This window comes from Rhodobium gokarnense (genome assembly GCF_025961475.1).
Lineage (GTDB): Bacteria > Pseudomonadota > Alphaproteobacteria > Rhizobiales > Rhodobiaceae > Rhodobium > Rhodobium gokarnense.
The window spans coordinates 155,488-180,664 of record NZ_JAOQNS010000011.1 but is presented as its reverse complement, the minus strand read 5'-3'; the positions used below and the strand labels follow the sequence as shown (position 1 = coordinate 180,664).

Below are 25,177 nucleotides of genomic sequence, written 5' to 3'. Positions count from 1 at the left end.
TGTCGGTCAGGCCTTCTTGAGGTGGTAGGATTTCGGCCGGGTGAGGCTCAGATAGCCGAGCGAGGAGAGCGTCGCGCCGCGGCCCGTCTCCTTGCAGCCCGTCCAGCAGAGCGCCGGGTCGAGATAGTCGCAGCGGTTCATGAAGACGGTGCCGGTCTCGATCTGGCGGCCGATTTCTTCCGCGGCTTTCACGTCTTTCGTCCAGAGGGAGGCCGTCAGGCCGAAATCGGAATCGTTCATGAGATCGATCGCCTCTTCGTCCGACGAGACCTTCATGATGCCGACGACGGGGCCGAAGCTCTCCTCGCGCATGACCTTCATGGAATGGTCGACATCGACGAGGATCTGCGGCGCCAGATAGGCCGTCTCGCCGGTGTCGGCCGGAAAGAGCTTCGGATCGATAAGGGCCTTAGCGCCCTTTTCCAGCGCCTCGGCGATCTGCTCGCGGACGACATTGGCAAAGCGCAGATTGGCCATCGGGCCGATGGTGGTGCTTTGGTCGAGCGGGTCGCCGAGGACATAGCCCTCGACAAGGGACTTGGCCTTTTCGACGAAGGCGTCGAAGAGGCTTTCATGGACGTAGATGCGCTCGATGCCGCAGCAGCACTGGCCGGAATTGAACATGGCGCCGTCGATGAGCGTGTCGACGGCCTTGTCGAGGTCGGCGTCGGCGCGGACATAGCCCGGGTCCTTGCCGCCGAGTTCCAGGCCGAGCGGCGTGAAGGTGCCGGCCGCGGCCTTTTCCATGGTCCGGCCGCCATTGACGGAACCGGTGAAGTTGATGAAGTCGAAGCTGCCGGCGGCGATCAGCGCACTGGTGTCGTCGTGGCTGAGGAAGAGGTTGGTGAAGAGGCCGTCCGGCAGGCCCGCCTCCTTGAACGCCATGGCGAAGCGCTCGCCGGCGAGCAGGGTTTGGGTGGCGTGCTTCAGCATCACGGCATTGCCGGCGATCAGCGCCGGGACGATGCTGTTGACGGCGGTCAGGTACGGATAGTTCCAGGGCGCGACGACGAAGACGACGCCGAGCGGCTCGCGGGCGATGTAGCGCTTGAAGGCCTTGTCGTCCGCGATGACGTCGTCCGCGAGGGTCTTTTCGGCGATCGAGGCCATGTAGTCGGCCCGCTCTTTGACGCCGCCGATCTCGCCGCCATAGCGCACCGGCCGGCCCATCATGTGGGCGAGTTCCACGACCACGTCGTCGTTCATGACCTTCAGGGCCGAAATGGCGGTGCGGACGATGTCGCGGCGGTCGGCGAGCGAACGCTTCGCCCAGGCGGCCTGGGCCGCGCGCGCCTTGTCGAGGAGCGCCTCGACCTCGGCGACGGAATGGGTCTCACGCGTGGCGAAGGGCTCGCCGGTGATCGGAGAGATACAGGTCAGTGTCGTCATGTCGTACTCTCTGTCGGGGCCTTAGGCCCTCTCGAAGCCTCGATTGATTTCCCAGTCGGTGACGCGGCGGTCGTATTCGAACTGTTCCCATTCGGCGGCGTGGACGTAGTGGTCGACGACGTCGTCGCCGAGGGCCGCGCGCAGCATTTTCGACCGCTTGAGGGCCGTTGCCGCATCGCGAAGGGTACCGGGAATTACGCGCGCGCGCCGTGCGGCATAGGCGTCGCCCCGGAACTCCTCCTCCAGGTCGAGCTTTTCCTCGATGCCTGCGACGCCGGCGGCAAGGAGCGCTGAAAAGGCGAGATAGGGGTTGAGGTCGGCGCCGCCGACGCGGCACTCCACGCGCACGTTCTTGGTGCCGTCGCCGCAGATGCGGTAGCCGGCGGTGCGGTTGTCCTGGGACCAGACGGCCTTGGTCGGGGCGAAGGTGCCGGCCTGGAAGCGCTTGTAGGAGTTGATGTTCGGCGCCAGGAAGAAGGTGAAATCGTTGGCGTATTTCAGGAGCCCGGCAAGGTAGTGCCGCATGGTCTCGGACATCCCGTATCGGGCGTCCTTGTCGAAGAAGGCCGGGCTACCATCCTTGGTCCAGAGCGACTGGTGGATGTGGCAGGAGGAGCCGGCGGCGGTATAGTCCCACTTGGCCATGAAGGTGACGGCGCGGCCGTTCTTCCAGGCGATCTCCTTGCAGCCGTTCTTGGTGATGACGTGGTAGTCGGCGTTGGTCAGCGCTTCGGCGTAGCGGACGTTGATCTCTTCCTGGCCGGCCCAGGCCTCGCCCTTGGAGTTCTCCACCGGGATGCCGGCGCCGAAGAGGCCGTTGCGGATGGCGCGCATGACGTCCTCTTCCTTGGTGGTCTGGAAGAGGTGGTAGTCCTCGTTGTAGGGGCTGATCAGGGTGAGATCGCGATAGCCCTTGGCGACGGCCTCCTCGAAGGTCTCGCGGAACATGAAGAATTCCAGCTCCGAGGCCATCATCGGGACAAGGCCCATGGCATCCAGCCGCGCGATCTGGCGTTTCAGGATCGCCCGCGGCGAGATCGGCACCGGCTCATGGGTGTGGTGGTCGAGGATGTCGCAGATGACCAGCGCGGTGCCGTCGAGCCAGGGAATGCGGCGCAGTGTCGATAAGTCCGGCTTCATGGTGTAGTCGCCATAGCCGGCGGCCCAGCTTGCGGACTTGTAGCCCGGCACCGGCTCCATCTCCATGTCGACGGTCAGCAGGTAGTTGCAGGAGTGGGTCTCCTCCACGCCCGCATCGAGGAAGTTCTGGGCGTGGAAGCGCTTGCCCATCAGCCGGCCCTGCATATCGATCTGGGCCATGATCACCGTGTCGATCTCGCCGGAGGCGACCGCGGCTTTGAGCTCCTCAAGGGTCAGGTTACCGGACATGTCTCGTCTCTCGAAATGATTGCCTGTCTAACAGAAGAAGAAGCGCCCTCCCCGCGACACGCGGAAAGGGCAGTTGCGCCGCCTGCCGGAGGACGCAATCGGACGGTTTTTTTCTCGTGTCGTCGGCCCCGCCCGAGGCCGCCTTTTGTATCTCGTGCGACCCGGCCGCGTCTGCAGCCGGATCGCGTTCTTCTCCCGCCGGGTCTTACGTGTTGTAGCGGTAGGGCCGGCCGGCCTTGGCCATGTCGGCGTTGTACTTCTTGAAGATCTCCACGACCTTGGCCTTGATCTCCGACTCCGCGGCAATCTCGTCCCAGAAGGTGTGGGCGGCCTCTTCGACCTGGTCCCATTCCTTGTCGGGGATGGTGGTCAGCTTCATCTTGGTGCCGTCGACGCGCAGCGAGGCCTCGCCGCCCCAATACCACCACTGGCGATAGTAGTGCGAGGAGTCCATGGCCAGCTTCAGGAGTTCCTTCAGATTGTCGGGCAGCTCGTTGTAGCGGTCCATGTTGGCGTAGAAGGAGCCGATCCAGGCGCCGGAGATGTTGTTGGTCAGGAAGTAGTCGGTGACGTCCGCCCAGCCGACCGTGTAGTCCTCGGTGATGCCAGACCAGGCGATGCCGTCGAGCTCGCCGGTCTGCACGGCGACCTCGATGTCCTCCCACGGCAGGGTGACCGGCACGACGCCGAACTGGGCCAGGAACCGGCCGGCGGTCGGAAAGGTGAAGACGCGCTTGCCCTTCAGGTCCTCAAGGCTGTTGATCGGCTCCTTGGTGGCGAAGTGGCAGGGGTCCCAGGCGCCGGCCGACAGGTGCTTGACGCCGACCTTGGCATATTCCGCTTCCCAGATCTCGGCGAGGCCGTATTTGTTGAACAGCACCGGCACGTCGAGCGAATAGCGCGAGGCGAACGGGAAGTAGCCGCCGAAGACGGTGACTTCCGTCGGCGAGGCCATAGAGTCGTCGTCCGACTGGACCATGTCGATGGTGCCGGACTGCATGGCGCGGAACAGTTCGCCCGTCGGCACCAGGGAGTCCGAGGTGTAGAGCTCGATCTCCATCTGGCCTTCGGCGATCTTGTTGAAGGAATCGATGGCCGGCTTGACCACGTGCTCGGCGAGCGCCGGGCCGGCATAGGTCTGCAGGCGCCACTTGATCGGCGCCTGGGCAAGGACGGCCGGAGCCGCCAGGGAGGACGCACCGACCGCGCCGGCAACGCCCGCATTCTTCAGGAAATCACGTCTCGTCGTCATAAGTTCTCCTCCTTCTGGTTGGCCACCGGTAGGCCCCGTGTGGCATTCGGCAAAGGGGCGAGGCCCGGCCGAAACGGTGTCGTGCCCCGACAGGCACGGGATCACTTCCCGTAGACGTAGTTCGGCAGCCACAGCGCGATCTCGGGAAATGCGGTGATGACCGCGAGACCGACCAGCATGACGAGCACGAACGGGACGATGGAACGGTAGATGTCGCCGAGGCCGACCTCCTTGGGGGCCATGGCGCGCATCAGGAACAGATTGTAGCCGAAGGGCGGCGTCATATAGGCGATCTGGCAGGTGATCGTGTAGAGGACGCCATACCAGATCAGGTCGAAACCGAGCGCCCGGACCAGCGGCACATAGAGCGGCGCGACGATCACCAGCATCGCGGTATCGTCGAGGAAGGTGCCCATGATCAGGTAGGAAAGCTGCATCAGGATGAGGATTTCCCAGGGCCCGAGGCCGAGCTGGTCGACGAAGAAGCCCTCGATCGCCTTGACCGCGCCGAGGCCGTCGAAGACGGCGCCGAAACCGAGGGCGGCAAGGATGATCCACATGAACATGCAGGACACGAACAGCGTCTTCTCGACCGAGGTGTGGAACACCTGCCAGGTCATGCGCCGCTTCAGGACGGCCGCGACGAACGCCGTCAGCGCGCCGATGGCGGAGCTTTCCACAAGGCTCGTCCAGCCATTGACGAAGGGCACCATCATTGCCCCGAAAATTGCCAGCGGCAGCAGCCCGGCGCGGAGCAGGCGAAACTTCTCGCGCCGGGAAACGTCGCGCTCTTCGGCCGGCAGCGCCGGGCCGAGGCTCGGCTGGAAATAGCAGCGGATGACGATGTAGATGACGAACAGCGCCGCCATCATCAGGCCCGGCACGACGCCGGCGAGCCAGAGCTGGCCGACCGGCTGGCGGGCGATCATGGCATAGAGCACCAGCACCACGGATGGTGGCACCAGGATTCCGAGCGATGACCCGGCCTGGATAACGCCTGTCACCATCTGCTTGTCGTAGCCGCGCTTCAGGAGTTCCGGCAGCGCGATGGTGGCGCCGATCGCCATGCCGGCGACCGAGAGGCCGTTCATCGCCGAAATCAGCACCATCAGGCCGATGGTGCCGATGGCGAGGCCGCCATTGAGCGGCCCCATCCAGACATGGAACATCTTGTAGAGGTCGTCGGCGATGCGCGATTCCGACAGCACGTAGCCCATGAAGATGAACAGGGGCAGCGTCAGCAGCGGATACCACTTCATCAGCTTCATCGCCGCGGAAAAGGCGATGTTGGAGCCGCCGACGCCCCACAGCGGCAGCGCCGCGGCAACCGCGACGAAGCCGATGGCGGCAAAGACGCGTTGACCCGTCATCATCATCAGCATCATCGATGCGAACAGGATGAGGGCGAGCATCTCGTAGGACATCAGAGCTCTTCCCCGCGCAGCTTGGCGATGTCCTTGAGGAAGACCGCGATGGACTGGAGCAGCATCAGGACAATGCCGATGCACATGATGATCTTGATCGGCGACATGTAGGGGCGCCAGGCCGAGTAGCTGCGTTCGGCATATTTCAGCGCGTAGATCGTGCTCTCGATGCCGCCATAGAGCAGCACGCCGAGATAGAAGAGCAGGCAGAAGACGGTGAGCGCGTCGGCGAACGCCTTCTGGCGGTCCGACCAGTTGCCGTAGAAAAGGTCCATGCGCACATGGGCGCCGGCCTGCAGCGCGTAGGGCCCGCCGATCAGGTAGTAGGCGGTCATCGTGAACTGCGCCATCTCCAGCGTCCACAGGGACGGCAAGAGGAAAGTCTTGGAAAAGGACGACCACAGCAGGATGCCCATCATCACGAAGATCAGATACATCGTGATGCGGCCAAGGCCGCGGTTGAAGGCGTCAATCGCCCGAACGAAGGTCTTCAGGGCTTGCGGCATGGTCAGGCGCGCCCCGCTCGTGTCCGCGAGGTGGAGGAGAGATGCTCAAGGCCGGCGCCGACAAGGGCAGCGAGCTGGCCGGCAATGCGCGACTGGTCGCTGGCATTGCGGATCAGGTCGTTGCGGATCTCGATCATGACGTTCGGGATCTGCCGCGGCAGGGCATGGCGCGCCAGCGTGTGGGTGACGCCGTCCTTCGGCCCGTAGGGCTCGTTGGCGCGGATGGCGAGCCTTGTGTGCGCCGGCGCCTGCTTCAGGACCGCATCGGCAAGGCGCGGATCGGCATCGAAGACGATGCCGAGTTCCACCGGCCGCGTGTGCCCGAAATAGACCGGCGTGAAGGAATGGACGGTGACGAGGACCGGCTCGATGCCGGCCGCAACGCGCTCGTCGAGGATGCCGTCGATGGCATCGTGGAAGGGATGGTAGAGGGCATCGGCGCGCGCCGCCAGCGCGGCCGGATCCAGATCGCGATTGCCGGGGATCTCGACCGTCTCGCTGACGAGCCGGATCGCCTCGTCGTCGCCGGGCGGCCGGTTGACATCAAAGACGAGCCGCGAAAAGCCCGTCGAGACCAGCGTTGCATCGAGGACTTCGGCCATCGCGATGGCAACGGCTTCCGCGCCCGGATCCCAGGCGACGTGGCTGAGGAGTGCGTCGGCCTCCAGCCCGAGGGTGCCGAGGGAGGCCGGCATGCGGTTGCTGGCGTGGTCGCAGGCAAGGAGGATCGGGCTGCTGGCGCCGGGATTGCGGACCCGCACGGCGGGACCGTCCCCTTCCGACAACAATGCTGCGTTGAGCTGCTCAGCCACACCCTGTCCCCGCTGTTTGAAAATATTTGAACAGGTTGAAATGAGCTGTCAATATCTTTTCTATACAAGCGGCCAGCTCACCGGGAATGCGATCGGCGTTGGGTTTTCAGAGCCGCGGCAGATCAACGGGTTGGGAGGAAGACGGGGATGGCGGGGACGGAAAAGACCGTCGACGTCCTGTTGCAGCAGCGCTTCGACGAAATGACCCGGGCGGAGCGCCAGCTCGCCAATTCACTGCTTGAAAACTGGCCGGTTTCGGGCCTTGCCAGCATCACGGCGGTGGCGCAAAGGGCCGGCGTTTCGACGCCCACCGTTGCGCGCATGGTGAAGAAAATCGGCTTCTCCGGCTTTCCGGAATTCCAGGAGGCGCTGCGCCGGGAGCTTGAGGCGACGATCTCCAACCCGATCGCCAAGCACGACCGCTGGGCGGAGAACGCGCCGGACGAGCATATCCTCAACCGCTTCGCGGAGACCGTCGTCCAGAACCTGCGCCAGACGCTGCTGCATATCGATGCCGCCGACTTCGACCGGAGCTGCGCGCTGCTGGCAGACCGCGAGCGGTCGATCTACATCGCCGGCGGGCGCATCACCTACACGCTTGCCGACTATCTGTTCCGGCACCTGCAGATGCTGCGCCCGGACGTCACGCTGATGCCGACCGGCGCCAATGTCTGGCCGCACCATCTGATGGACATGGAGGCCGGCGACGTGCTCCTCCTCTTCGACATCCGCCGCTACGAAAACGAGCTCCTGAAACTCGCCGAGCTCGCCGGGGAAAAGGGCGCGGAGATGATCCTGATCACCGACCAGTGGGGCTCGCCGGTCGGCAAGCACGTCGCGCACCGCTTCAACTGCCGCATCGAGGTGCCGTCCGCCTGGGACTCCGCCGCCTCGCTCCTGGTCGTCGTGGAGACCATCATCGCCGAAATCCAGGCCGCCACCTGGCAGACCACGCGGGAACGCATGGACGCCCTGGAAGACCTCTTCGACAAGACGCGGCTGTTCCGGAAGTTCAGCTAGGGCGCTGCGACAACAAGGAAAAAACGCCGGGCGCCTGTTAGAAAACGCCCGGCGGTCCGCAAGTTGCTGGTCGGGAAACGAAGGCCGGAATGCCCTTCGGGATCAGGTGTAGACGGTGGTAAACGCTCCCGCTTCCTCGCCGGTGTGGTAGAAGATGCCGCGCCACAAATTCTCTTCGGTCCAGGTGATCGGCGGCATGTCCGGCTGGGCCAGATAGCCGAGGCCGGCGAAGGTCTCGTTGCGGTTGCCGGACGGGTCGAAGAAATAGATCGTGTAGCCGCGGGTGATGCCGTGACGCTGCGGGGTGACGTCCATCTTCACCTTGCGCTTGGCCATGATGTCGGCCGCCTTCAACACGTCGTTCCATTCGTCGAGGAAGAAGGCGACGTGGTGGAGGCCCATCTCAGGGCCGCCGACGAAGGCGATGTCATGGGGCGTGGAGGTGCGGAACATCCAGGTCGCGGCCTGGATGTCGCCGTCGGGGCCGACGAGCACCTGCTCGCCGAGGTGGAAGTCGAGGACTTCCTTCATGAACTTGGTGTTTTCGGCGACCTTGTTGACGCCCCTTTCCGGGTCGAGTTCGCACATCAGCAGGGCATGGTCGAGCCAGTGCGCCTTGACGCCCTTGCCTTCGTCCGGCCAGGGTTCGGGATTGAGCGTGCCGACCGCCTTGCCGAGGAATTCCTTTTCCGCGTAGAGCCGCATGTCGTGGCCGCTCGGCAGGTTGAAACGGATGGCGCGGCCGCAGCCGTTCATCTCGCCGGGCGCCATGTCGGTGACGTCGATGCCGTAATCGGTGATGCGCTTCTTCAACGCGTCGAGGTCGGCGTCCTTTTCCACCTTGAAGGCGATGGAGTTCATGCCCGCGCTGTCGGCCTCGGTCAGGATCACGGAGTACTTGTCCCACTCGTCCCAGCATTTGAGGTAGACGTTGCCGTCGGCGTCCCGGTCGGTCACCGACAGGCCCATGGTGTTTTCGTAGTGGTCGAGGGCCGCGTCCATATCGAGCACCCGAAGGTTGATATGGCCAATTCGCATCACACCCATCTTTGCGTCTCCTCCAATTAGACGTGTTCTTATACGAGACCGTATTTCCGTTCCCGGCACACGGCCTTTTTCATTTTTCCAAGCACCTTCAGCGTGACGTCGGAGGCCGGATAGGCCCGGCAGGCGAGCACGATACCGTGCGCCTCCTCCTCCCTGCTGACATGCTCGCGGCTCATCGCCTTGCCGCGCCAGGCGCCGTCAACGATATGTATCTTGCATACACCGCAGCCGCCGCCGTGGCAGCCCGACGGAATGCCCTTCCGGCCGAGCCGGACCATGGCATCCAACAGGTTTTCCTCCCCGGCGCAGCCATATGTCTCCCCGGTGTCGAGGATGGTGACCACGTTCTTCGTCATTGTCGGCCCGCTGTTTCGTTGCAAGCGTTACCGACAGTTGTGCCATAAGCTGACATTCAAAAAAACCGTTTTTTTTAGTTTATGCCGTTTTTTATTCGCCCGTGAGGGACGCGGACAGACTTGCGGCGGCGCGCCCCTGCCCTCTCCCGGGCCCTGGCGACGGCCGATCCTGCCGGAAAAACGGCGCCTCGACAAAGGCTTCGGAGTTTTTTCTGAGCGCTCCGGAAACGAAAAGGCCGCGGGCGCCCCGTTCGGGCGGCCCGCGGCCTTCGCGACCTAGCGGTCAAAGCCAGCAGAGCACCGGGGCGGATGCATCACCTGCCCCCTTGGCGTCTCAGCGCCCGTACTTGCCCTGCAGCGTTGCCTTGCCGATCGTCTGGCCGTTGATCATGAAACCGGTGACAGCCGTCGACGCGCCCTCCGGCACCTCGAGCTTTTCCACCGGCAGGGCATAAAGGGTGATGTTGTAGCGATGGGCGTCGTCGCCCTCAGGCGGGCACGGGCCGCCCCAGCCGGCAAAGCCGTAGTCGTTGGCGATAGCGCGCGCACCCTCCGGCAGCTTGGCACCGCCCTTTTCGCCGGCGTCCTTCGCCAGTTCGGTGGTCCCGGCCGGGATGTCGAGCACGACCCAGTGCCAGAAGCCGGCGCCGCCGGTCGGCGCGTCCGGGTCGTGGACCATCAGGGCAAAGCTCTTGGTGCCCTCGGGCGCATCGCTCCAGGAGAGCGCAGGCGACATGTTGGACCCGGTGCAGCCGAAACCGTCGAAGACGAATTCGTCGGCGAGCGTGCCGCCGTCGTCGAAATCGGGGCTGGTCAGCTCGAAGGCCTGGGCGCTGCCGGCGGCAAGGCCAAGGCAGACGGCGAGAATGACGGATTTCATGACTATTCCTCCTCGAAAAGGGTGACGACGGCGCGCTGCCGCCGCGGAGACGACACCATGCTCCGGTGACATCCCCTTGACCAGACCCGTGCCGGAACCGCGCACCCCCGACAATCCGGGGGCCGCCTGCCGCTATGGCCTTCGCCGCGCGAACGCGGACAGCGCGCTCACGCCTTCCAGCGCAGCGCCGCCGTGTGCACCGGTGCGTCCCAGAGCTCCGCCATCTCCGTGTCGAGCTTGGTCAGCGTGATCGAGGCGCCGGCCATCTCCAGCGAGGTGCAGTAGTTGCCGACGAGCGAGCGGGCGATCTTCAGCCCCCTCTCCCCGGCGACGTTCATCGCCGAATTGTAGAGGAGGTAAAGCTCCATGAGCGGCGTGCCGCCCATGCCGTTGACGAGGAGCAGCAGGTCGTCGTCGCCGGACGGCGCGATGGACTCGCAGATGGCCTGGATCAACGCCTCGGCGATCTCGTCCGCTTTCATCAAGTCGACGCGCTTGCGGCCCGGCTCGCCATGGATGCCGACGCCGAGTTCCATCTCGCTTTCACCGATCTCGAAGGTCGGCGATCCCGCGGCGGGCACCGTGCAGGAAGTGAGCGCGATGCCCATGGTGCCGGACGCCGCGTTGACCCGGTCGCCGAGGGCCTTGCAGGCCGCCAGATCGTCGCCCCGTTCGGCCGCCGCGCCGACGATCTTTTCGACAATGACGGTGGCGGCGACCCCGCGCCGGCCCTGCGAATGGAGCGAGCTTTCGACGGCGACGTCGTCATTGGTCAGCACCGTTTCCGTCGGCCCGTCATACATCTCGCCGGCCATCTCGAAATTCATGACATCGCCGGCGTAGTTCTTGACGATCCAAAGGATCCCGGCGCCGCCGTCGACGGCCTCCGCCGCGGCCAGCATCTGGTCCGGCGTCGGCGAGGTGAAGACCTCGCCCGGACAGGCCGCGTCCAACATGCCCATGCCGACGAAGCCGGCATGCATCGGCTCGTGGCCGGAGCCGCCGCCGGAGATCAGCGCCACCTTGCCCTTTTTTCCGCCGCCCTTGCGGGTCACGAGCTTGGGGTCGGTGGAAATGTCGACGAGATCGGCATGGGCACGGCCGAAGCCGGCAAGGCTTTCCGTCAGGACGTCGTCGACATTGTTGATCAGCTTCTTCATTTCGGATCTCCCTATTTGCGTTTCGCGATGCCGTCGGCGAGACGGATCACGTTGTCGGCAAAGTCCCTGATGGCCTGGATGACATCGGCCCTGACGGCCGGGTCGTCGAATTGCGGCAGCAGGATCTTCACGACGTTCTTCTCGTTCTCGGCGAGTTCCTCGATCGAGGTCGCCTGGGCCGGATGGGCGCGCTTGTAGAGATCCAGGAAGGCGTCCTGCTCTTCCGGCGTCAGGTGGCAGACCTGGAACAGGGTCGGGATGTGCTGGGCCGGCAGCGGCACCTTCAGGGCCGGATTGGTGATCTGGGAAATGAAGCTCGGATGGGTGCCGAAGGCCATGGCGAGCTTGCGCCGCGTCCCCGACGGCCGGGTCTCGATGGCATCGCGCAGGAAGGTCTTGTAGGCGATCAGCGGATCCGTCGTCATCCGGCCCTTGCCTCCCGTCCCGGCGCCCGCGCCTCGGAGATCGCCAGCTTGATCCGTCCGACGGCGGTCGGCGCGACGGAGAACGTCGTCAGCCCGGCGGCAAGGAGCGGCGCGACGTGTTCCGGCTTCGAGGCCATGTCGCCGCACAGGCTGACCTCGACACCGCGGGCACGGCCGGCGGCAACGGTGCGCCGGATCAGCTCCATCACGGCCGGATTGTCTCCCGCGGTCAGATGGCCAAGGCCGGCGGCGTCGCGGGCGACGGCCATGGTGTACTGGATGAGGTCGTTGGAGCCGATGGAGTAGAAATCGGCAGCGAAGTCCTCCGCCGTCAGCGCCGCCGCCGGCACCTCGACCATCATGCCGAGCGCCGGCTCGCGGGCCGTGACGCCTTCGGCATGGAGCGCGGCAACGGCCTCGCGCAGGAGCTGGCGCACGGTCGTCAGTTCCTCAGGAACGCTCACCATCGGCACCATCACCTTCAGCGGCCCGAGGGAGGCGGCCCGCGCGAGCGCCCTTAGCTGGCTCACGAACACCTCGCGATGCTTGAGGGACAGGCGGACGCCGCGCACGCCGAGGAAGGGATTGCTTTCGCCGTCGACCGTGATGCCCGGCAGCGGCTTGTCGCCGCCGGCATCCAAGGTGCGGATGGCGACGGGGCGCCCCTCGGCCCAGGCGACGAGGCGCCGGTAGACCTCGTATTGCCGCTGTTCCGACGGCGCCCCTTCGGAGAACAGGAACTCGGTGCGGGTCAGCCCGACGCCGTCGCAGATCTGCGGCGACAGGCGATCGATCTCGGTGATCTCGTTGACGTTGACGAGCACCCGTATCGGCACGCCATCGCCGGTCCGTGCGGGCCGGGCCATCCGTTCGGCGGCCCTTGCATTGAGCTCCTCGTCGGCCGTGCGGCGGGCGTTGAAGTCGGCAAGGGTGCCCGGCGTCGGCGCCGCGATCACAGCGCCCGTTGCCGCGTCGACGGCAAGGAGATCGCCCTCATCGATATCGGCGTCGCCGAGGTCGACGACCATCGGCACGCCGCGCGAGCGGGCCAGGATCGCCGCATGGCTGGTCGACGAGCCGGCAAGGAGCACGGCGCCGGAAAGCCGCTTCCAGTCGAGGCTCAAGAAGGTCGACGGGGTGAGGTCCTCGGCGACGATGACGGCCCCATCGGGCAGGTCGGCCGCCTCGATACCGCCGTTCATGTTGGCGAGCACCCTGTCGCGAAGGTCGGAGAGGTCCGAGGCCCGCGCGGCCATGTAGTCGTCTTCCGCGGCGCGGTAGTCGGCGATCTCTTCGTCGAGGCGTGCGCGCCAGGCGGCGGCAGCCGTCGCACCGTCCGCGATTGCCTCGCAGACCGGGTCGATCAACTCGTCGTCCTCGATGAGGGCGAGCTGGAATTCCAGGATCTCGGCGCCGAGCACGTCGGCGTCGTCGGAAAGCAGGCTGAGCTGTTCGGCGGATGCGGCCAGCGCCGCGTCGAACCTGCCTCGCTCCTCCTCAGGGCTTGCGGCCTCACCGACAGCGTCCACCGGCCCGCTTTCAAGGCGGACGGCCGGCCCGAGGCCAAAGCCGGGCGCCGCCGGGCGGCCCGCAAATCTCCGTTCAGCCTTCGGTGCTGTCATCGAAATCCCTGTCGATCAAATCGCGGAGCGCGGCGACGGCCGCCGGAGCGTCGTCGCCGGAGGCACGGATTTCCAGCCGCGCCAGGTGCGGCGCCTTCAGTTTCATCACGGCGCTCGGGGATTTAGCATTGATCCAGGTCTCGCCCGCCTCCCGCCGGATTTCGACCCGCGCCTCGAACCGCTTGGCGAGCTTGGTCAGCTTGACCGCCGGGCGGGCGTGCAGGCCGGTGGCGTCCCGGATGACGGCAGAGCCCGTTTGCCAGGCCTCGCTCATGACTGGAAATCCTCCGCGGTCGCCTTCACCGTTTGAAGGTCCGAGCCGCCCGCGGCCTCCGTCGCCGCCATCACGGCGCCTTCGACGATCGGCGCGTTGCAGAGCGCGATCTTTTCGGCGCGCGCGCCGCCGATCATCTCGATGGCCATTTCCGAATTGGTCTCCGCGCCGCCGAGATCGACGAGGATGGCGACGCCCTTCTCCGACCAGACGCTTTCGATCGCTTCCATGATCTTGCCGACATCGGTGCCGAGCCCGCCTTCCGGATTGCCGCCGCAGGCCGCGACGCGGACCTCCTCGCCGACCATCTGGCGCACCATGTCGGCAGCGCCGCTGGCGACCTCCGGCGAGTGGGAAACGATGACGATGGAAACGGTGTCGGTCATGACGCCTCCAGGACGTTGCAGACGGCGTGGATGAGGAGCGCGGAGGAGCGCGCGCCGGGATCGATATGGCCGATGGAACGTTCGCCGAGGAACGCCGCCCGTCCCTTGGTCGCCAGCATGTCGCGGGTCGCTTCCAGCGCTTCGTCGGCGCGGGCGCGGATGGCATCGACGTTGCCACCTTCCGCGACCGTCTCGGCGACCGGCACCAGGACGTCGAGCATGGTCTTAGCGCCGACGTCGGACTTGCCGCGTTTCTTGACGGCGTCGATGCCGGCGCGGAGCAGTTGCGCGACGTCGGCCTCGTTGGCGGGAGCGGTGCTCGCGGCCTTGCCCATATCCATCAGGAGCGAGCCGTAGAGCGGGCCGGAGGCACCGCCGACCTTCATGACCAGCGTCATGCCGGCCTTCTTCAGGGCATCGCCGAGGCTCATGGCGGCGAGCGCGTCGGCCTCGGCGGTGATCGCCTTGAAACCGCGGCTCATGTTGAGGCCGTGGTCGCCGTCGCCGATCGCCTGGTCGAGCTTGGTCAGCTCGCCCGAATGCTCCTCGATCGTGGCGCAACAGGCCGCAACGAGGGCCCTGATGAGCGTTGCCTCGTCCATTGAAACGCGTTCCTCTTCCAGTTCCCGGCGGCGCTCGGCCCGACCAGATATTTTAGTAACTAAACTTTAGTCCCGAGCTAAAATCAAGGATTGGATTGACTTCCCGTGGCCGATAGGTAATCGTTTTCGTCGCCGATAATGCGTGTCCTTTCAGATATTTCCGCTCCCGATGCTGCACTGCACTAAATTCAATTGTTTAGTTCTCGTAGCGATTTTACCGCGCAGAAATGCGGCGATAAAAAAGCCGGAGGCGCCCTGCTCGCGCCCCGCCCGACCACCATGCTAGCTTGACCCGACGTCGGCACCGCGCCGGCAAACCAGGAGGCACTTCCATGAAAACGATCAAGGGACCGGGGCTGTTTCTGGCCCAGTTCGCCGGCGACGAGGCACCGTTCGACTCCTGGCCGGGAATCACCGCCTGGGCCGCCGACTGCGGTTATGAGGGCGTCCAGGTGCCGAGCTGGGACGGCCGCTTCATCGACCTCGACAAGGCGGCGGCCTCCAAGGACTATTGCGACGAGTTTCTCGGCATTGCGGCCGAAAACGGCGTCGCCGTCACGGAGCTTTCGACCCATCTGCAGGGCCAGCTCGTCGCCGTCCATCCGGCCTATGACGATGCCTTCGACGGCTTCGCCGCACCGGAAGTCCGCGGCATTCCGGCCGCGCGCCAGGCCTGGGCAGTCGATCAGGTGACAAAGGCCCTCACGGCCTCCAGGCACATGGGCCTCACCGCGCACGCGACCTTTTCGGGCGCCCTCGCCTGGCCGTTCCTCTATCCCTGGCCGCAGCGTCCCGCCGGCCTCGTGGAGACCGCCTTCGACGAACTGGCCAGGCGCTGGAAGCCGCTCCTCGACCATGCCGAGGACTGCGGCATCGATGTTTGCTACGAGATCCATCCCGGCGAGGACCTCCATGACGGCGTCACCTTCGAGATGTTCCTGGAGCGGGTCGGCGACCACGCCCGCGCCAAGATGCTCTACGACCCGTCGCACTATGTGCTGCAGTGCCTAGACTATCTCGACAATCTGGACATCTACCGCGACCGCATCGGCATGTTCCACGTCAAGGATGCGGAGTTCAATCCGACGGGGCGCTCCGGCGTCTATGGCGGCTTTCAGCCCTGGCTCGACCGCGCCGGCCGGTTTCGCTCGCTCGGTGACGGCCAGGTCGATTTCGGCGCGATCTTTTCCAAGATGGCGGCGAACGACTTCGACGGCTGGGCCGTGGTGGAATGGGAATGCTGCCTGAAGCACCCGGAGGACGGCGCGCGCGAGGGCGCAGCCTTCGTCAAGGACCACATCATCCGCGTCACCGACAAGGCGTTCGACGATTTCGCGGACGGCGGCACCGACGAGGCCGCCAACCGGCGCATGCTCGGCATTTGACGCCCCTTCCCCGGACAGACGGAGCGAAGATATGGAAAAGATCAGACTGGGCATGGTCGGCGGCGGCCAGGGCGCCTTTATCGGCGGGGTTCACCGCATTGCCGCGCGCCTCGACAATCGGTTCGAGCTGGTGGCTGGCGCCCTCTCCTCCGACCCGGAGCGGGCGCGCGCGTCGGGCGCGGAGCTCGGCCTTGCCGACGACCGGGTCTATGACGATTTCAAGACGATGGCGATCCGCGAGGCGCGGCTGAAGAACGGCATCGAGGCCGTCGCCATCGTCACGCCGAACCATATGCACTATCCGGCCGCGGCCGAGTTCCTGAAACGCGGCATCACCGTCATCTGCGACAAGCCGCTGACCTCGACGCCAGCCGACGCCAAAAAGCTGGCAAAGCTCGTGGAGAAGTCGAGCGCCCTCTTCGTGCTGACCCACAACTACACCGGCTATCCGCTGATCCGGCAGGCGCGCGAGATGGTGGCGAATGGCGATCTCGGGGCGCTGCGCGTCGTCCAGGTGGAGTATCCCCAGGACTGGCTGGCGACCAATGTGGAAGAGACCGGCCAGAAGCAGGCGTCCTGGCGCACCGACCCGGAGCGCTCCGGCGCCGGCGGCTCGATCGGCGACATCGGCACCCACGCCTATAACCTCGCCCGCTTCGTCACCGGCATGGTGCCGGCCGAGCTCCTTGCCGATCTCGACAGCTTCGTGCCCGGCCGGCGCGTCGACGACAATGCCCATGTGCTGCTGCGCTACGCCAGCGGCGCCAAGGGCATGCTGTGGTCGAGCCAGGTCTCGCCCGGCAACGAGAACGCGCTGAAGCTCCGCATCTACGGCGAAAAGGGCGGCATGGAGTGGGCGCAGGAGAATCCGAACGTGCTGCGCTTTACCCCGCTCGGCGAGCCGACGCGGATCCTGACCCGCATGGGCGCCGGCGCCAGCGCGGCGGCAAACAGCGTCTCGCGCATCCCGTCCGGCCACCCGGAAGGGTATCTGGAGGCTTTCGCCAATCTCTATGCGGAAGCGGCCGACGCCATCCTGACGAGGCGCACCGGTAAGACGCCGGAAACGCTGCTGCCCGGCATCTCGGACGGCCTTGAGGGCATGGCCTTCATTGCGTCCTGCGTGCGCTCGTCGAAGGCCGGCGGGCGATGGGTGAAAATCACGCTCTGAACCATCGTTTATTTGCCGGCTAAACGTGCATACAGCGCAAAGGCTTCAGGCGAGAAACCAGGCATAACACCCTGCCTCGCCTTGGTATACGCGCTTCGGTTTCGCCGGCACGACAGCAAAACGGCTCCCGCATCGGATGTGCGGGAGCCGTCTTTGGTTTCAAGGATGATCGAACCGGTCAGTCGCCGAGCCGTTCGTCGAGGAAGTCGGAAAAGGCCTGCCAGCTCTCCTCGTCCGCGCGCTCCTGGTAGCGCTCGCTGCCCTTGACCGTGAAGGCGTGCGGTGCGCCGGAATAGACCTCGATGGTGTAGGTCACCTTGGCCGCTTCCAGCTCCTCGGAGAGCTTGGCGACGGCGGACATCGGCACCGACGTGTCGGCACCGCCGTGCATGACTAGAACCGGCGGCGCTTCGGACGGCCAGCTCTGACCGTCCGGGGTCGAAAGGCCGCCATGGAAGGTGGCGTAGCCGACCGCCTCGCCGGTCATGTCGGAGCGCGCCATCTCCAGGGTGACGGCGCCGCCGAAGCAGTAGCCCATGACCACCAGACCCTCCGCCGAGGACTGGCCGCGCGCCTGCTCCAGGCCGGCGGCAATCAGTTTGCGCATGCGCTCGCGGTCCTTGTAGAGCGCGCCGGTCGCGGCCTTGCGGTCGTCGACAGTCGCGGTCGGCGTACCGGCCCCGTACATGTCGAGGGCGAAGGCGTCATAGCCCATCTCGGCCAGCATGTCGGCGCGCCCGCGCTCATAGTCGTCGAGGCCGTCCCAGTCATGGACGATCAGAACGAGGCCCTTCGGCTCGTCGGCGGCGGCGAAATAGCCGGTGAAGTCCTTGCCGTCGACCTGGTAGCCGACATCGTCGGCAAGGGCCGGTCCGGCCGCGAGGATCGTCGTGAACGCGGCAGCGAAAAGGGTCTTTGTCCGGGTCATGTCGCGTCGTTCTCCCTGTCGTTGGTGACTTTTTTCCAAGTGGGCAATGATATCGGCGCCGGCCGACGCCGGCACCCTGCGGGCACTGCAAAGCCGCCCCATGCATACACCTGATGCTGAATGGCGAAATGTCGACGTCAACGGCAACAGGAACGCGACGACTCACGAAGATGTGTAGGCGCCGGTTCGGTGCCGGTCCGGATGCGGGCAACACATCCGCCTGCGGCACCGCCCGAAAAGCGTCCTACCGATCGACGTGCCGGGCGATCCAGGTGGCGAACGAGGCCATGATCGTTTCCAGGAACTTTGCCGTGTCGGGCTTGGCGACCTTGCCGTCGTCGTCGAAGAGGTTGGCGAGGCCGCCGATATAGGCTTCCGGCTGTTGCATGGCCGGCACATTGAGGAACACCAGCGACTGCCGCAGCACGTGGTTGGCGCCGAAACCGCCGATGCCGCCCGGGGAGCCCGTGACGACGGCCGCCGGCTTGCCGTTCCAGACGCTCTCGCCCATCGGCCGCGAGCCGACATCGAGGGCGTTCTTGATCGATGCGGGGATCGTCCGGTTGTATTCCGGCGTGACGAACAGGATCGCGTCGACCGCCTTGATATCGTTGCGGAAACGCTGCCAGGCGGCGGGCACCTCACCATCGTCGAGGTCCGGATTGTAGAGCGGCAGATCGCCGATCTCGACGAAATCGAACGTCAGATTGCCCGGCGCCAGCCCGGCAAGGGCCTCGGCGAGCTTGCGATTGAACGAGTCCTTGCGGAGGCTGCCGACGAGGACCGCTACCTTGAATTCCTGTGCCATGGTGAACTCCTTTCCCGGCCGCCGCCGGTCGTCGACCTGACGCGGCCATCCCTTGTGCGATATCAGGTGTCGGGGCGGCACCCTCTTTTCGGGCCGCCGATCAAGATCGTGCGACCAAAGACGCTCGGGCGAAACGCCGACCCGCTATCTTTCCAGAAAGACATATAGACGAAATATCTTTCTTGCAAGATATTTTGCCGTTCGATACCGTGCGGCGAAAGGAGACCGGGATGGAAAAGAGCAGCGCCGCCCTGCTGTTCGGGCGGCTTGAAGCGCATTGGCCGGAGACCGCGACGGCCGAGCATGCCAGCGTGGTCCTGTGCCAGCGCGTGGCGCGCCTGCTCGACGAAAGCGCGCGCAGGGCCCTCGCGCCACATGGCCTCGGCTTCACCGAATTCGAGGTACTGGCCGCGCTCCGCTCGGCCCCGGCGCCCCACGACATGATCCCGTCGGAGCTCTACGAGGCCGTCCTGATCTCGTCCGGGGGGCTGACCAAGGTGATGAAGGGGCTTGAGGCGCGCGGGCTGATCGAGCGGCCGACCTGCGCGGCTAATGACGACCGCCGGCGCCGTCCGATCCGGCTGACGGCCGCCGGACAAGCGCTCGTCGAAAAAGCCATTGCCGTGCTGCTTGATGCCTATCACAGGCGCCTGGCGCAGGCCGGCTTCACCAAGGCCGAGCTGTCGGCCGGCAATGCATTTCTCGGGCGACTCTTGAGCGGTCTTGAGGCGGCGGATCGCGACTGACGGCAATGCGCCTTCTGCCGGGACGGAACGCACCCGTTCGGCGCCGTGGAACCGGCGATGCCGGCCGGCCGAATGGAACCGCGCCTGCCGGCACCTTCGGCGCCGGCAGGCAATCGATCATCGGACGTTCGGGCGATGCACTCCCTGCCCTACACGAACAGGAAGTCGTCCTGGTTCAGATCGTTCACCACGACATCCTGAAGGACGATCGTGTTGTCGACGTCCAGCGTGATGGTCGTGTCGGTGCCGTCGTCGCTCGCGGCTGCGAGCACGGCGTTGAAATCGGCGAACAGACCCGTGCTGAACTCGATGGCGTCGTCCGTCCCGGCACCCGCCACGAAATCCGTGACGGTGTCGTGCCCGAAGCCGGCGGCGGAATAGACGAAGGTGTCCGAGCCGAGTGAGCCGGCAAGATTGTCGTCGCCCGCTCCGCCGGTGAGATCGTCGTCGTCGTTGCCGCCGACGAGCGTGTCGTTGCCGGCAGCGCCGTCCAGCGTGTCGTTGCCGTCGCCGCCGGCAATGGAATCGTCGCCGACGGAACCGGTGACCGACTCGCCGACGACATCCCTCAACGTCACCGCCGCGGGCGACTGCAGATGGAGCCCGCCGCTGTCGGTCGCCCTCACCGTGATGTTCAGCGCGCTCGCGGTTTCGTAGTCGAGGAGCAGCGCGTTGGCGACGGTGATGAGGCCGGTGGCGGCATCGATCGCGAAGGCGCCCCCGGCATCGTCAACGAGGCTGTAGGTCAGGCTGTCGCCGGCATCCGGGTCCGTCGCCGACACGGTTCCGACGATGGTGCCGGCGGCCGAGTTCTCGTCGATCGTCGAAAGCGACACCGTCAGGGAATCCGGCGCCTCGTTGACGTCGTTGATCGCGATTGTCTCGGTGGACTCCTGGTAGAGCCCGCCGCTGTCGGTCGCCCGCACCAAGATGTCGAGGGACGTCCTGGTCTCGTAGTCGAGCAGGGACCGATCGGCGACGGTGATCTCGCCGGTCGCCGCATCGATCGCAAAGGCGCCGCCGGCGTCGTCGACGAGGCTGTAGGTCAGGCTGTCGCCAGCGTCCGGATCCGTCGCCGACGCCGTCCCGACAACCGTGCCGGCCGCGGAATTCTCGTCGACAGAATTCGGCGAGACTTCCAGCGATTCCGGCGCTTCGTTGACGTCGTTGAGAGTGATGACCTGGTCGGCGTCCAGATAGAGCCCGGCGCTGTCGGTTGCGCGCACGGTGATGTCGAGCGCGCTCTCGGCCTCGTAGTCGAGCAGCGACGGATCGGCGACGGTGATCTCGCCCGTTGTCGCATCGATCGCCAAGGCGCCTCCGGCATCGTCGACGAGGCTGTAGGTGAGGCTGTCGCCAGCGTCCGGGTCTGTCGCCGACGCCGTCCCGACGACCGTGCCGGCCGCGGAGTTCTCGTCGACGGAAGTCGGCGAAACTCCCAGCGAATCCGGGGCCTCGTTGACGTCGCCGATGGCGATCGTCAGCGTTTGCGACGATGTCGCCCCGTGCGCGTCGGAGACGGCGACCGTCAAGGCGTAGGACGGGGTCGTTTCGAAGTCGAAGGAGGCCCCCGCTGCGACCGTCACGATCCCCGTTGCGGCGTCGATCTCGAAAAGCCCGTCCTCATTGCCGGCCGTGATCGCATAGGAGATGGTCTCGGATGGAATACCGGAATCGGCATCGCTCGCGGCAACGGTCCCGACGATGTCCCCGACAGCGGCGTCTTCGGCGATGGTGCCGCCCCCGGTCTCCCACGCGATATCGGCCGGAGCATCGTTCGGGACATCGGCATAGGCGATCCTGACCACACCGCCCTGGCCATCGGAGAAAGCAAAAGTCTCAACGTCGCCGTAAACGGTGTCCACCCCATCCGGCGAGCCGGCGCGGGTATCCGAAATGGTATAGGATCCGTCCGGATTAACCGTTATGTCGTAATCGGCCCAGGTGCCGGTGAAGACCACCGTATCGGCGCCGTCGCCACCCGAAATGCTGTCGTTGCCGCCGTCGCCGTAGAGCGTATCGTTGCCGGTGCCGCCGTCCAGGACGTCGTCGCCGTCGCCGCCCCGAACCGTGTCATTGCCCTCGTCGCCACGCACCGTGTCATTGCCGGCGTTGCCTTGGACGTAGTCATCGTCCCCGTTGCCGATGACGACATCGTCGCCATCGCCGCCGAGCACGACGTCGTTGCCATCGCCGCCCTGAAGGTTGTCGTTGCCGTTGTTGCCGTAGACGGAGTCATTGCCGGTGCTTCCAGTCACCGTGTCGTGGCCTTCTCCGCCGGCCACGAAATCGTTGCCGTTCCCTCCGATCACGTGGTCATTGCCGTTGCCGCCGTGCAGCTCGTCATCCTGATCGCCACCGGCGAGTGTGTCGGCTCCATCACCGCCATATATGGTGTCGTTCCCTTGGCCACCGACGAGAGAGTCGGCCCAACCGCCGCCGTCGATATAGTCGCCTTGGTCACCGCCCCAGATCGTGTCCCTTCCTTCGCCTCCGTAAAGGGAATCCGACCCGGTGCCACCATTGATGAAATCGTGTCCATCGCCGCCATAGATGGAATCCCTGCCGTTGCCACCGTTCAGGCTGTCGGCACCGTCACCTCCGAATATGGTGTCGTGTCCGTCACCGCCCGAAACCGTATCGGCGCCCCCTCTCGCATTGATCCTGTCGCCGCCGCCGAGGCCTGAGATTACTTCGGAGCTGTCCGTGCCGTTGAGGGTATCAGCGCCATTGGTGCCTGTGATTGCCATCGTGCCGTCTCCGCCGGGTTGTAAGAACAGATGTCGGGATTCTCTGTATACACTCCGACGGATGGAATGGACCGCCAACCCCTTAAAATCTACGGTTGACCAGCCAAAGAACGCGGCGTCGACCAAGGCATTGCAAAAAGTCGCTAGCGGACGGTCACCGCGAGGGCGGTCACCCCTTTTAGGGTATTGTTATTCAAGGCTTTCGATCGGCTCTCCGGACGAGAGCATTTGCGCGGCGGATCACGCAGCCGGAGACCTCCGCGGACCAGGACGCAAGGGCGCGACACAACATCCCTCGGGAAAACTACCCGTCATAGGAGGTTCACGCTGGGATTGCTTTTTCGGGAAAAATTGGTGAGCCCGCACGGGTTCGAACCGTGGACCTACTGATTAAAAGTCAGTTGCTCTACCAGCTGAGCTACGGGCTCCCATCCGGCCGGCCGAAGGGCCTTTCGGAAAGAGACGTCCGCCTACCGGCAACGGCAGGCGAAGTCAAGGCATGCATATGGCACGGCGCCGGCCGCGGCGCAACCGAAGCGCGGGCGTCGAGGGGCGGCGCTGGGGCCCGGACCGGTGAGGCCAGGACCCGCCAGCCGGCGCCCGTCAGGCCGCGGGCGCGGCCTTGCCGAGCGGGAAGTAGCGCAGGCCCGCGTCCCTGGCATCCTCGGGCGGATAGACGTTGCGCAGGTCGACCAGGGCATCGCCGCGCATCAGGCCGCGCATGCGCTTCAGGTCGAGGGCGCGGAACGCGTTCCATTCCGTCAGCATGACGAGGGCGTCGGCGCCTTCCGCCGTCTCGTAGGGCGCATCGCACCAGGTGACGTTCGGCAACAGCTCCTTGGCCGGGCCCATCGCCTCCGGATCGTGGGCGCGCACGGTCACCCCCGCCCCTTCCAGGGTCTGGACGATGACGAGGCTCGGCGCTTCGCGCACGTCGTCGGTGTTCGGCTTGAAGGCGATGCCGAGGACGGCGACCGTCTTGCCGGCCGGGTCGGGCCCGAGGGCGGCGAGGATGCGCTCGGCCATGTCGACCTTGCGGCTCTCATTGACGTCGATCGTGGTCTCGATCAGCTTTTGCGGCCGGCCGTATTTGCGGCCCGTTGCGGCATAGGCGCGGGTGTCCTTGGGGAAGCACGAACCGCCGAAGCCGGGGCCGGCATGGAGGAACTTGTTGCCGATGCGCTTGTCGAGGCCGATGGCCGAGGCGATCACCTGGACGTCGCCGCCGACGGCCTCGCAGAGATTGGCGACCTCGTTGATGAAGGTGACCTTCATGGCAAGGAACGCATTGGCCGCGTATTTGGCCAGTTCCGCGTTTTCCAGCGTGGTGATGACCATCGGCGTCTCGCGCAGGTTCAGCGGCCGGTAGAGCCGGCGCATCGTCTCCTCGCCGCGCTCGTCGGCAACGCCGCAGATCACCCGGTCGGGCCGCATGAAGTCCTCGACGGCCGAGCCCTCGCGCAGGAACTCCGGATTGGAGGCGATGGAAAAGTCGACGCCCGGGCGCTCCTCGGCGACGATCCGCTGGACCTCGCGGCAGGTGCCGACGACGACGGTCGACTTGATGGCGATGACGGTGCCCGGCCGCATGGCGTTGGCGATCTGCCGGGCGGCGGCGTGCACATAGCGCAAATCCGCCTCGCCGTCGCCGCGCCGCGACGGCGTGCCGACGGCGATGAAGACGACGTCGGCCTTCTGGACCGAATCTTCCAGATTGGTGGTGAAATCGAGCCGGCCGGCGGCAACGCCGCGGGCGACGAGGTCGTCGAGGCCGGGCTCGTAGATGGGAATCTCGCCCTTTTCCAGCCGCGCGATCTTGGCCTCGTCGACGTCGACACAGGTGACGTCGAAGCCGAATTCGGAGAAACAGGCTCCGGAGACGAGACCGACATAGCCGGTTCCGATCATCGTGATTTTCATGACAGCCGCCGTCTGTTTGAATGCGCCCTGAGGGGGCGCCGAAAGACTCGGTAAAATTTCCGATTTATTTGACGCGAGTTTTACAGTCCCCGCTTTTACAGTTCTCGCCGGGCGAATTGAACCGGAGATGCGAAACGGGATTAACAAGCCATTTGCCGCATTGCAGAAAGATCGACCTTTTCTGCGACCCGCACCGCGGCGTTCGTGGCCACACCCGGCAGCGGGCGGCGAGACGCAGCCGGAACAGCGCACTTGATCGCGGCGCACCCTTCGCAGTAGGGATTGCGGCGACATTTGCGGCGCGCGCCCATGAGGGCAACGACCGCGCCGACCCTCACTCCCGGAGTTCTTATGCCCGCCGCGACCCCGCTTAGCCTTGACGGTGCTCTCCTGATCGAGCCGAAGAAGTATGGCGATCAGCGCGGGTTCTTTTCCGAGGTGTTCAACGTGCGGGCCTTTGCCGAGATCGGCATTGCCGGGCCGTTCGTGCAGGACAACCATTCGCTGTCGGGCGAGAAGGGCGTCATCCGCGGGATGCACTTCCAGGTGCCGCCGCATGCGCAAGGCAAGCTGGTGCGGGTGGTCGCCGGGGCGATCCTCGACGTCATCGTCGACATCCGCAAGGGCTCGCCGACCTATGGCCGGCACGACGCCATCGAGCTCTCTGCAGAGAACTGGCGCCAGCTCTGGGTGCCGCCGGGGTTCGCGCACGGCTTCTGCACGCTCGCTGAGAACACCGAGGTCCTCTACAAAGTCGACGACTACTATTCGCCGGAGTGCGACAAGGGGCTGGCGTTCGACGATCCGGCGCTCGGCATCAACTGGCCGGTGGACGTTGATGCGGCGATCCTTTCGGCCAAGGACCGCGCCCATCCGCTGCTTGCCGACCTTCCCGATTTTTTCAGCTACGGCACCTGAGGACGAT

24 protein-coding genes and 1 tRNA gene are annotated in these 25,177 nt (G+C 65.6%); 5 read left to right on the top strand and 20 right to left on the bottom strand.

Annotated features, from left to right (window positions below; all coding sequences use genetic code 11):
* Window positions 1–6: 6 nt before the first annotated feature.
* The 6 genes from M2319_RS18095 to M2319_RS18070 form a co-directional block, all read right to left on the bottom strand.
* The gene (locus M2319_RS18095; RefSeq protein ID WP_264602868.1) at window positions 7–1,389 is read right to left on the bottom strand and encodes an aldehyde dehydrogenase family protein; all 1,383 of its coding nucleotides are present in this window, start codon (window positions 1,387–1,389) and stop codon (window positions 7–9) included.
* Between the two features lie 21 nt (window positions 1,390–1,410).
* Window positions 1,411–2,778 (bottom strand): glutamine synthetase family protein, encoded by a 1,368-nt coding sequence (locus tag M2319_RS18090; protein ID WP_264602867.1) that lies wholly within the window; start codon window positions 2,776–2,778, stop codon window positions 1,411–1,413.
* Between the two features lie 205 nt (window positions 2,779–2,983).
* A complete protein-coding gene (gene dctP / locus M2319_RS18085; protein WP_264602866.1) occupies window positions 2,984–4,030 on the bottom strand; it encodes a TRAP transporter substrate-binding protein DctP in 1,047 nt (348 codons plus the stop codon).
* A 101-nt stretch (window positions 4,031–4,131) separates the two neighbouring features.
* Window positions 4,132–5,454 (bottom strand): TRAP transporter large permease, encoded by a 1,323-nt coding sequence (locus M2319_RS18080; RefSeq protein WP_264602865.1) that lies wholly within the window; start codon window positions 5,452–5,454, stop codon window positions 4,132–4,134.
* Window positions 5,454–5,960 carry a TRAP transporter small permease subunit gene (locus M2319_RS18075; protein ID WP_264602864.1) on the bottom strand — a complete coding sequence of 169 codons (507 nt, stop codon included), beginning with the start codon at window positions 5,958–5,960 and terminating at the stop codon, window positions 5,454–5,456. The genes M2319_RS18080 and M2319_RS18075 overlap by 1 nt, the downstream gene beginning before the upstream one ends.
* A gap of 2 nt (window positions 5,961–5,962) precedes the next feature.
* Window positions 5,963–6,772 (bottom strand): N-formylglutamate amidohydrolase, encoded by an 810-nt coding sequence (locus tag M2319_RS18070; protein ID WP_264602863.1) that lies wholly within the window; start codon window positions 6,770–6,772, stop codon window positions 5,963–5,965.
* A 147-nt stretch (window positions 6,773–6,919) separates the two neighbouring features.
* On the opposite strand from M2319_RS18070, the gene M2319_RS18065 reads away from it, so the two are divergent.
* Entirely contained in the window at window positions 6,920–7,792 is an 873-nt protein-coding gene (locus M2319_RS18065) for a MurR/RpiR family transcriptional regulator (RefSeq protein ID WP_264602862.1), read from the top strand.
* Between the two features lie 102 nt (window positions 7,793–7,894).
* Here the strand turns inward: M2319_RS18065 and M2319_RS18060 are convergent, their stop codons facing one another.
* From M2319_RS18060 to dhaL, 9 genes are all read right to left on the bottom strand, one after another.
* Complete coding sequence (locus M2319_RS18060) at window positions 7,895–8,839, bottom strand: catechol 2,3-dioxygenase (protein ID WP_264602861.1); 945 nt, start codon at window positions 8,837–8,839, stop codon at window positions 7,895–7,897.
* 29 nt (window positions 8,840–8,868) lie between these two features.
* Window positions 8,869–9,195, bottom strand: a complete 327-nt coding sequence (locus M2319_RS18055; protein ID WP_264602860.1) for a 2Fe-2S iron-sulfur cluster-binding protein — start codon at window positions 9,193–9,195, stop codon at window positions 8,869–8,871.
* Between the two features lie 334 nt (window positions 9,196–9,529).
* Window positions 9,530–10,075, bottom strand: a complete 546-nt coding sequence (locus M2319_RS18050) for a YbhB/YbcL family Raf kinase inhibitor-like protein (RefSeq protein ID WP_264602859.1) — start codon at window positions 10,073–10,075, stop codon at window positions 9,530–9,532.
* A gap of 167 nt (window positions 10,076–10,242) precedes the next feature.
* On the bottom strand, window positions 10,243–11,235 hold the full coding sequence (gene dhaK, locus M2319_RS18045) for a dihydroxyacetone kinase subunit DhaK (RefSeq protein WP_264602858.1): 993 nt from the start codon (window positions 11,233–11,235) through the stop codon (window positions 10,243–10,245).
* Between the two features lie 11 nt (window positions 11,236–11,246).
* Window positions 11,247–11,660, bottom strand: coding sequence for a hypothetical protein (locus tag M2319_RS18040; protein ID WP_264602857.1), 414 nt, complete (start codon window positions 11,658–11,660; stop codon window positions 11,247–11,249).
* The gene (gene ptsP, locus M2319_RS18035) at window positions 11,657–13,282 is read right to left on the bottom strand and encodes a phosphoenolpyruvate--protein phosphotransferase (RefSeq protein WP_264602856.1); all 1,626 of its coding nucleotides are present in this window, start codon (window positions 13,280–13,282) and stop codon (window positions 11,657–11,659) included. The genes M2319_RS18040 and ptsP overlap by 4 nt, the downstream gene beginning before the upstream one ends.
* On the bottom strand, window positions 13,263–13,556 hold the full coding sequence (locus M2319_RS18030; protein WP_264602855.1) for an HPr family phosphocarrier protein: 294 nt from the start codon (window positions 13,554–13,556) through the stop codon (window positions 13,263–13,265). The genes ptsP and M2319_RS18030 overlap by 20 nt, the downstream gene beginning before the upstream one ends.
* Window positions 13,553–13,942, bottom strand: coding sequence for a dihydroxyacetone kinase phosphoryl donor subunit DhaM (dhaM, locus tag M2319_RS18025; protein ID WP_264602854.1), 390 nt, complete (start codon window positions 13,940–13,942; stop codon window positions 13,553–13,555). The genes M2319_RS18030 and dhaM overlap by 4 nt, the downstream gene beginning before the upstream one ends.
* Window positions 13,939–14,544, bottom strand: a complete 606-nt coding sequence (gene dhaL, locus M2319_RS18020) for a dihydroxyacetone kinase subunit DhaL (RefSeq protein ID WP_264602853.1) — start codon at window positions 14,542–14,544, stop codon at window positions 13,939–13,941. Before dhaL ends, dhaM begins: the two co-directional genes overlap by 4 nt.
* Before the next feature lie 332 nt (window positions 14,545–14,876).
* Between dhaL and M2319_RS18015 the strand changes: the two genes are divergently transcribed.
* Both M2319_RS18015 and M2319_RS18010 read left to right on the top strand, forming a co-directional pair.
* On the top strand, window positions 14,877–15,929 hold the full coding sequence (locus tag M2319_RS18015; RefSeq protein WP_264602852.1) for a sugar phosphate isomerase/epimerase family protein: 1,053 nt from the start codon (window positions 14,877–14,879) through the stop codon (window positions 15,927–15,929).
* A 31-nt stretch (window positions 15,930–15,960) separates the two neighbouring features.
* Window positions 15,961–17,100, top strand: a complete 1,140-nt coding sequence (locus M2319_RS18010) for a Gfo/Idh/MocA family protein (protein ID WP_264602851.1) — start codon at window positions 15,961–15,963, stop codon at window positions 17,098–17,100.
* A gap of 178 nt (window positions 17,101–17,278) precedes the next feature.
* Here the strand turns inward: M2319_RS18010 and M2319_RS18005 are convergent, their stop codons facing one another.
* Both M2319_RS18005 and M2319_RS18000 read right to left on the bottom strand, forming a co-directional pair.
* Entirely contained in the window at window positions 17,279–18,028 is a 750-nt protein-coding gene (locus M2319_RS18005; protein WP_264602850.1) for a dienelactone hydrolase family protein, read from the bottom strand.
* A 244-nt stretch (window positions 18,029–18,272) separates the two neighbouring features.
* The gene (locus tag M2319_RS18000; protein ID WP_264602849.1) at window positions 18,273–18,836 is read right to left on the bottom strand and encodes an NADPH-dependent FMN reductase; all 564 of its coding nucleotides are present in this window, start codon (window positions 18,834–18,836) and stop codon (window positions 18,273–18,275) included.
* A 230-nt stretch (window positions 18,837–19,066) separates the two neighbouring features.
* Between M2319_RS18000 and M2319_RS17995 the strand changes: the two genes are divergently transcribed.
* The gene (locus tag M2319_RS17995; RefSeq protein WP_264602848.1) at window positions 19,067–19,582 is read left to right on the top strand and encodes a MarR family winged helix-turn-helix transcriptional regulator; all 516 of its coding nucleotides are present in this window, start codon (window positions 19,067–19,069) and stop codon (window positions 19,580–19,582) included.
* A 149-nt stretch (window positions 19,583–19,731) separates the two neighbouring features.
* Here M2319_RS17995 and M2319_RS17990 read toward each other — a convergent pair whose 3' ends face one another.
* The 3 genes from M2319_RS17990 to M2319_RS17980 all read right to left on the bottom strand — a co-directional run bounded on the left by M2319_RS17990 (window position 19,732) and on the right by M2319_RS17980 (window position 24,252).
* Window positions 19,732–22,458 carry a cadherin domain-containing protein gene (locus M2319_RS17990; RefSeq protein WP_264602847.1) on the bottom strand — a complete coding sequence of 909 codons (2,727 nt, stop codon included), beginning with the start codon at window positions 22,456–22,458 and terminating at the stop codon, window positions 19,732–19,734.
* Between the two features lie 226 nt (window positions 22,459–22,684).
* Window positions 22,685–22,760 (bottom strand) — tRNA-Lys (locus M2319_RS17985).
* Between the two features lie 175 nt (window positions 22,761–22,935).
* Window positions 22,936–24,252 carry a UDP-glucose dehydrogenase family protein gene (locus M2319_RS17980; protein WP_264602846.1) on the bottom strand — a complete coding sequence of 439 codons (1,317 nt, stop codon included), beginning with the start codon at window positions 24,250–24,252 and terminating at the stop codon, window positions 22,936–22,938.
* Window positions 24,253–24,603: 351 nt separating this feature from the next.
* Here M2319_RS17980 and rfbC point away from each other — a divergent pair, with 351 nt between their 5' ends.
* The gene (gene rfbC, locus M2319_RS17975; RefSeq protein WP_264602845.1) at window positions 24,604–25,170 is read left to right on the top strand and encodes a dTDP-4-dehydrorhamnose 3,5-epimerase; all 567 of its coding nucleotides are present in this window, start codon (window positions 24,604–24,606) and stop codon (window positions 25,168–25,170) included.
* Window positions 25,171–25,177: the final 7 nt, after the last annotated feature.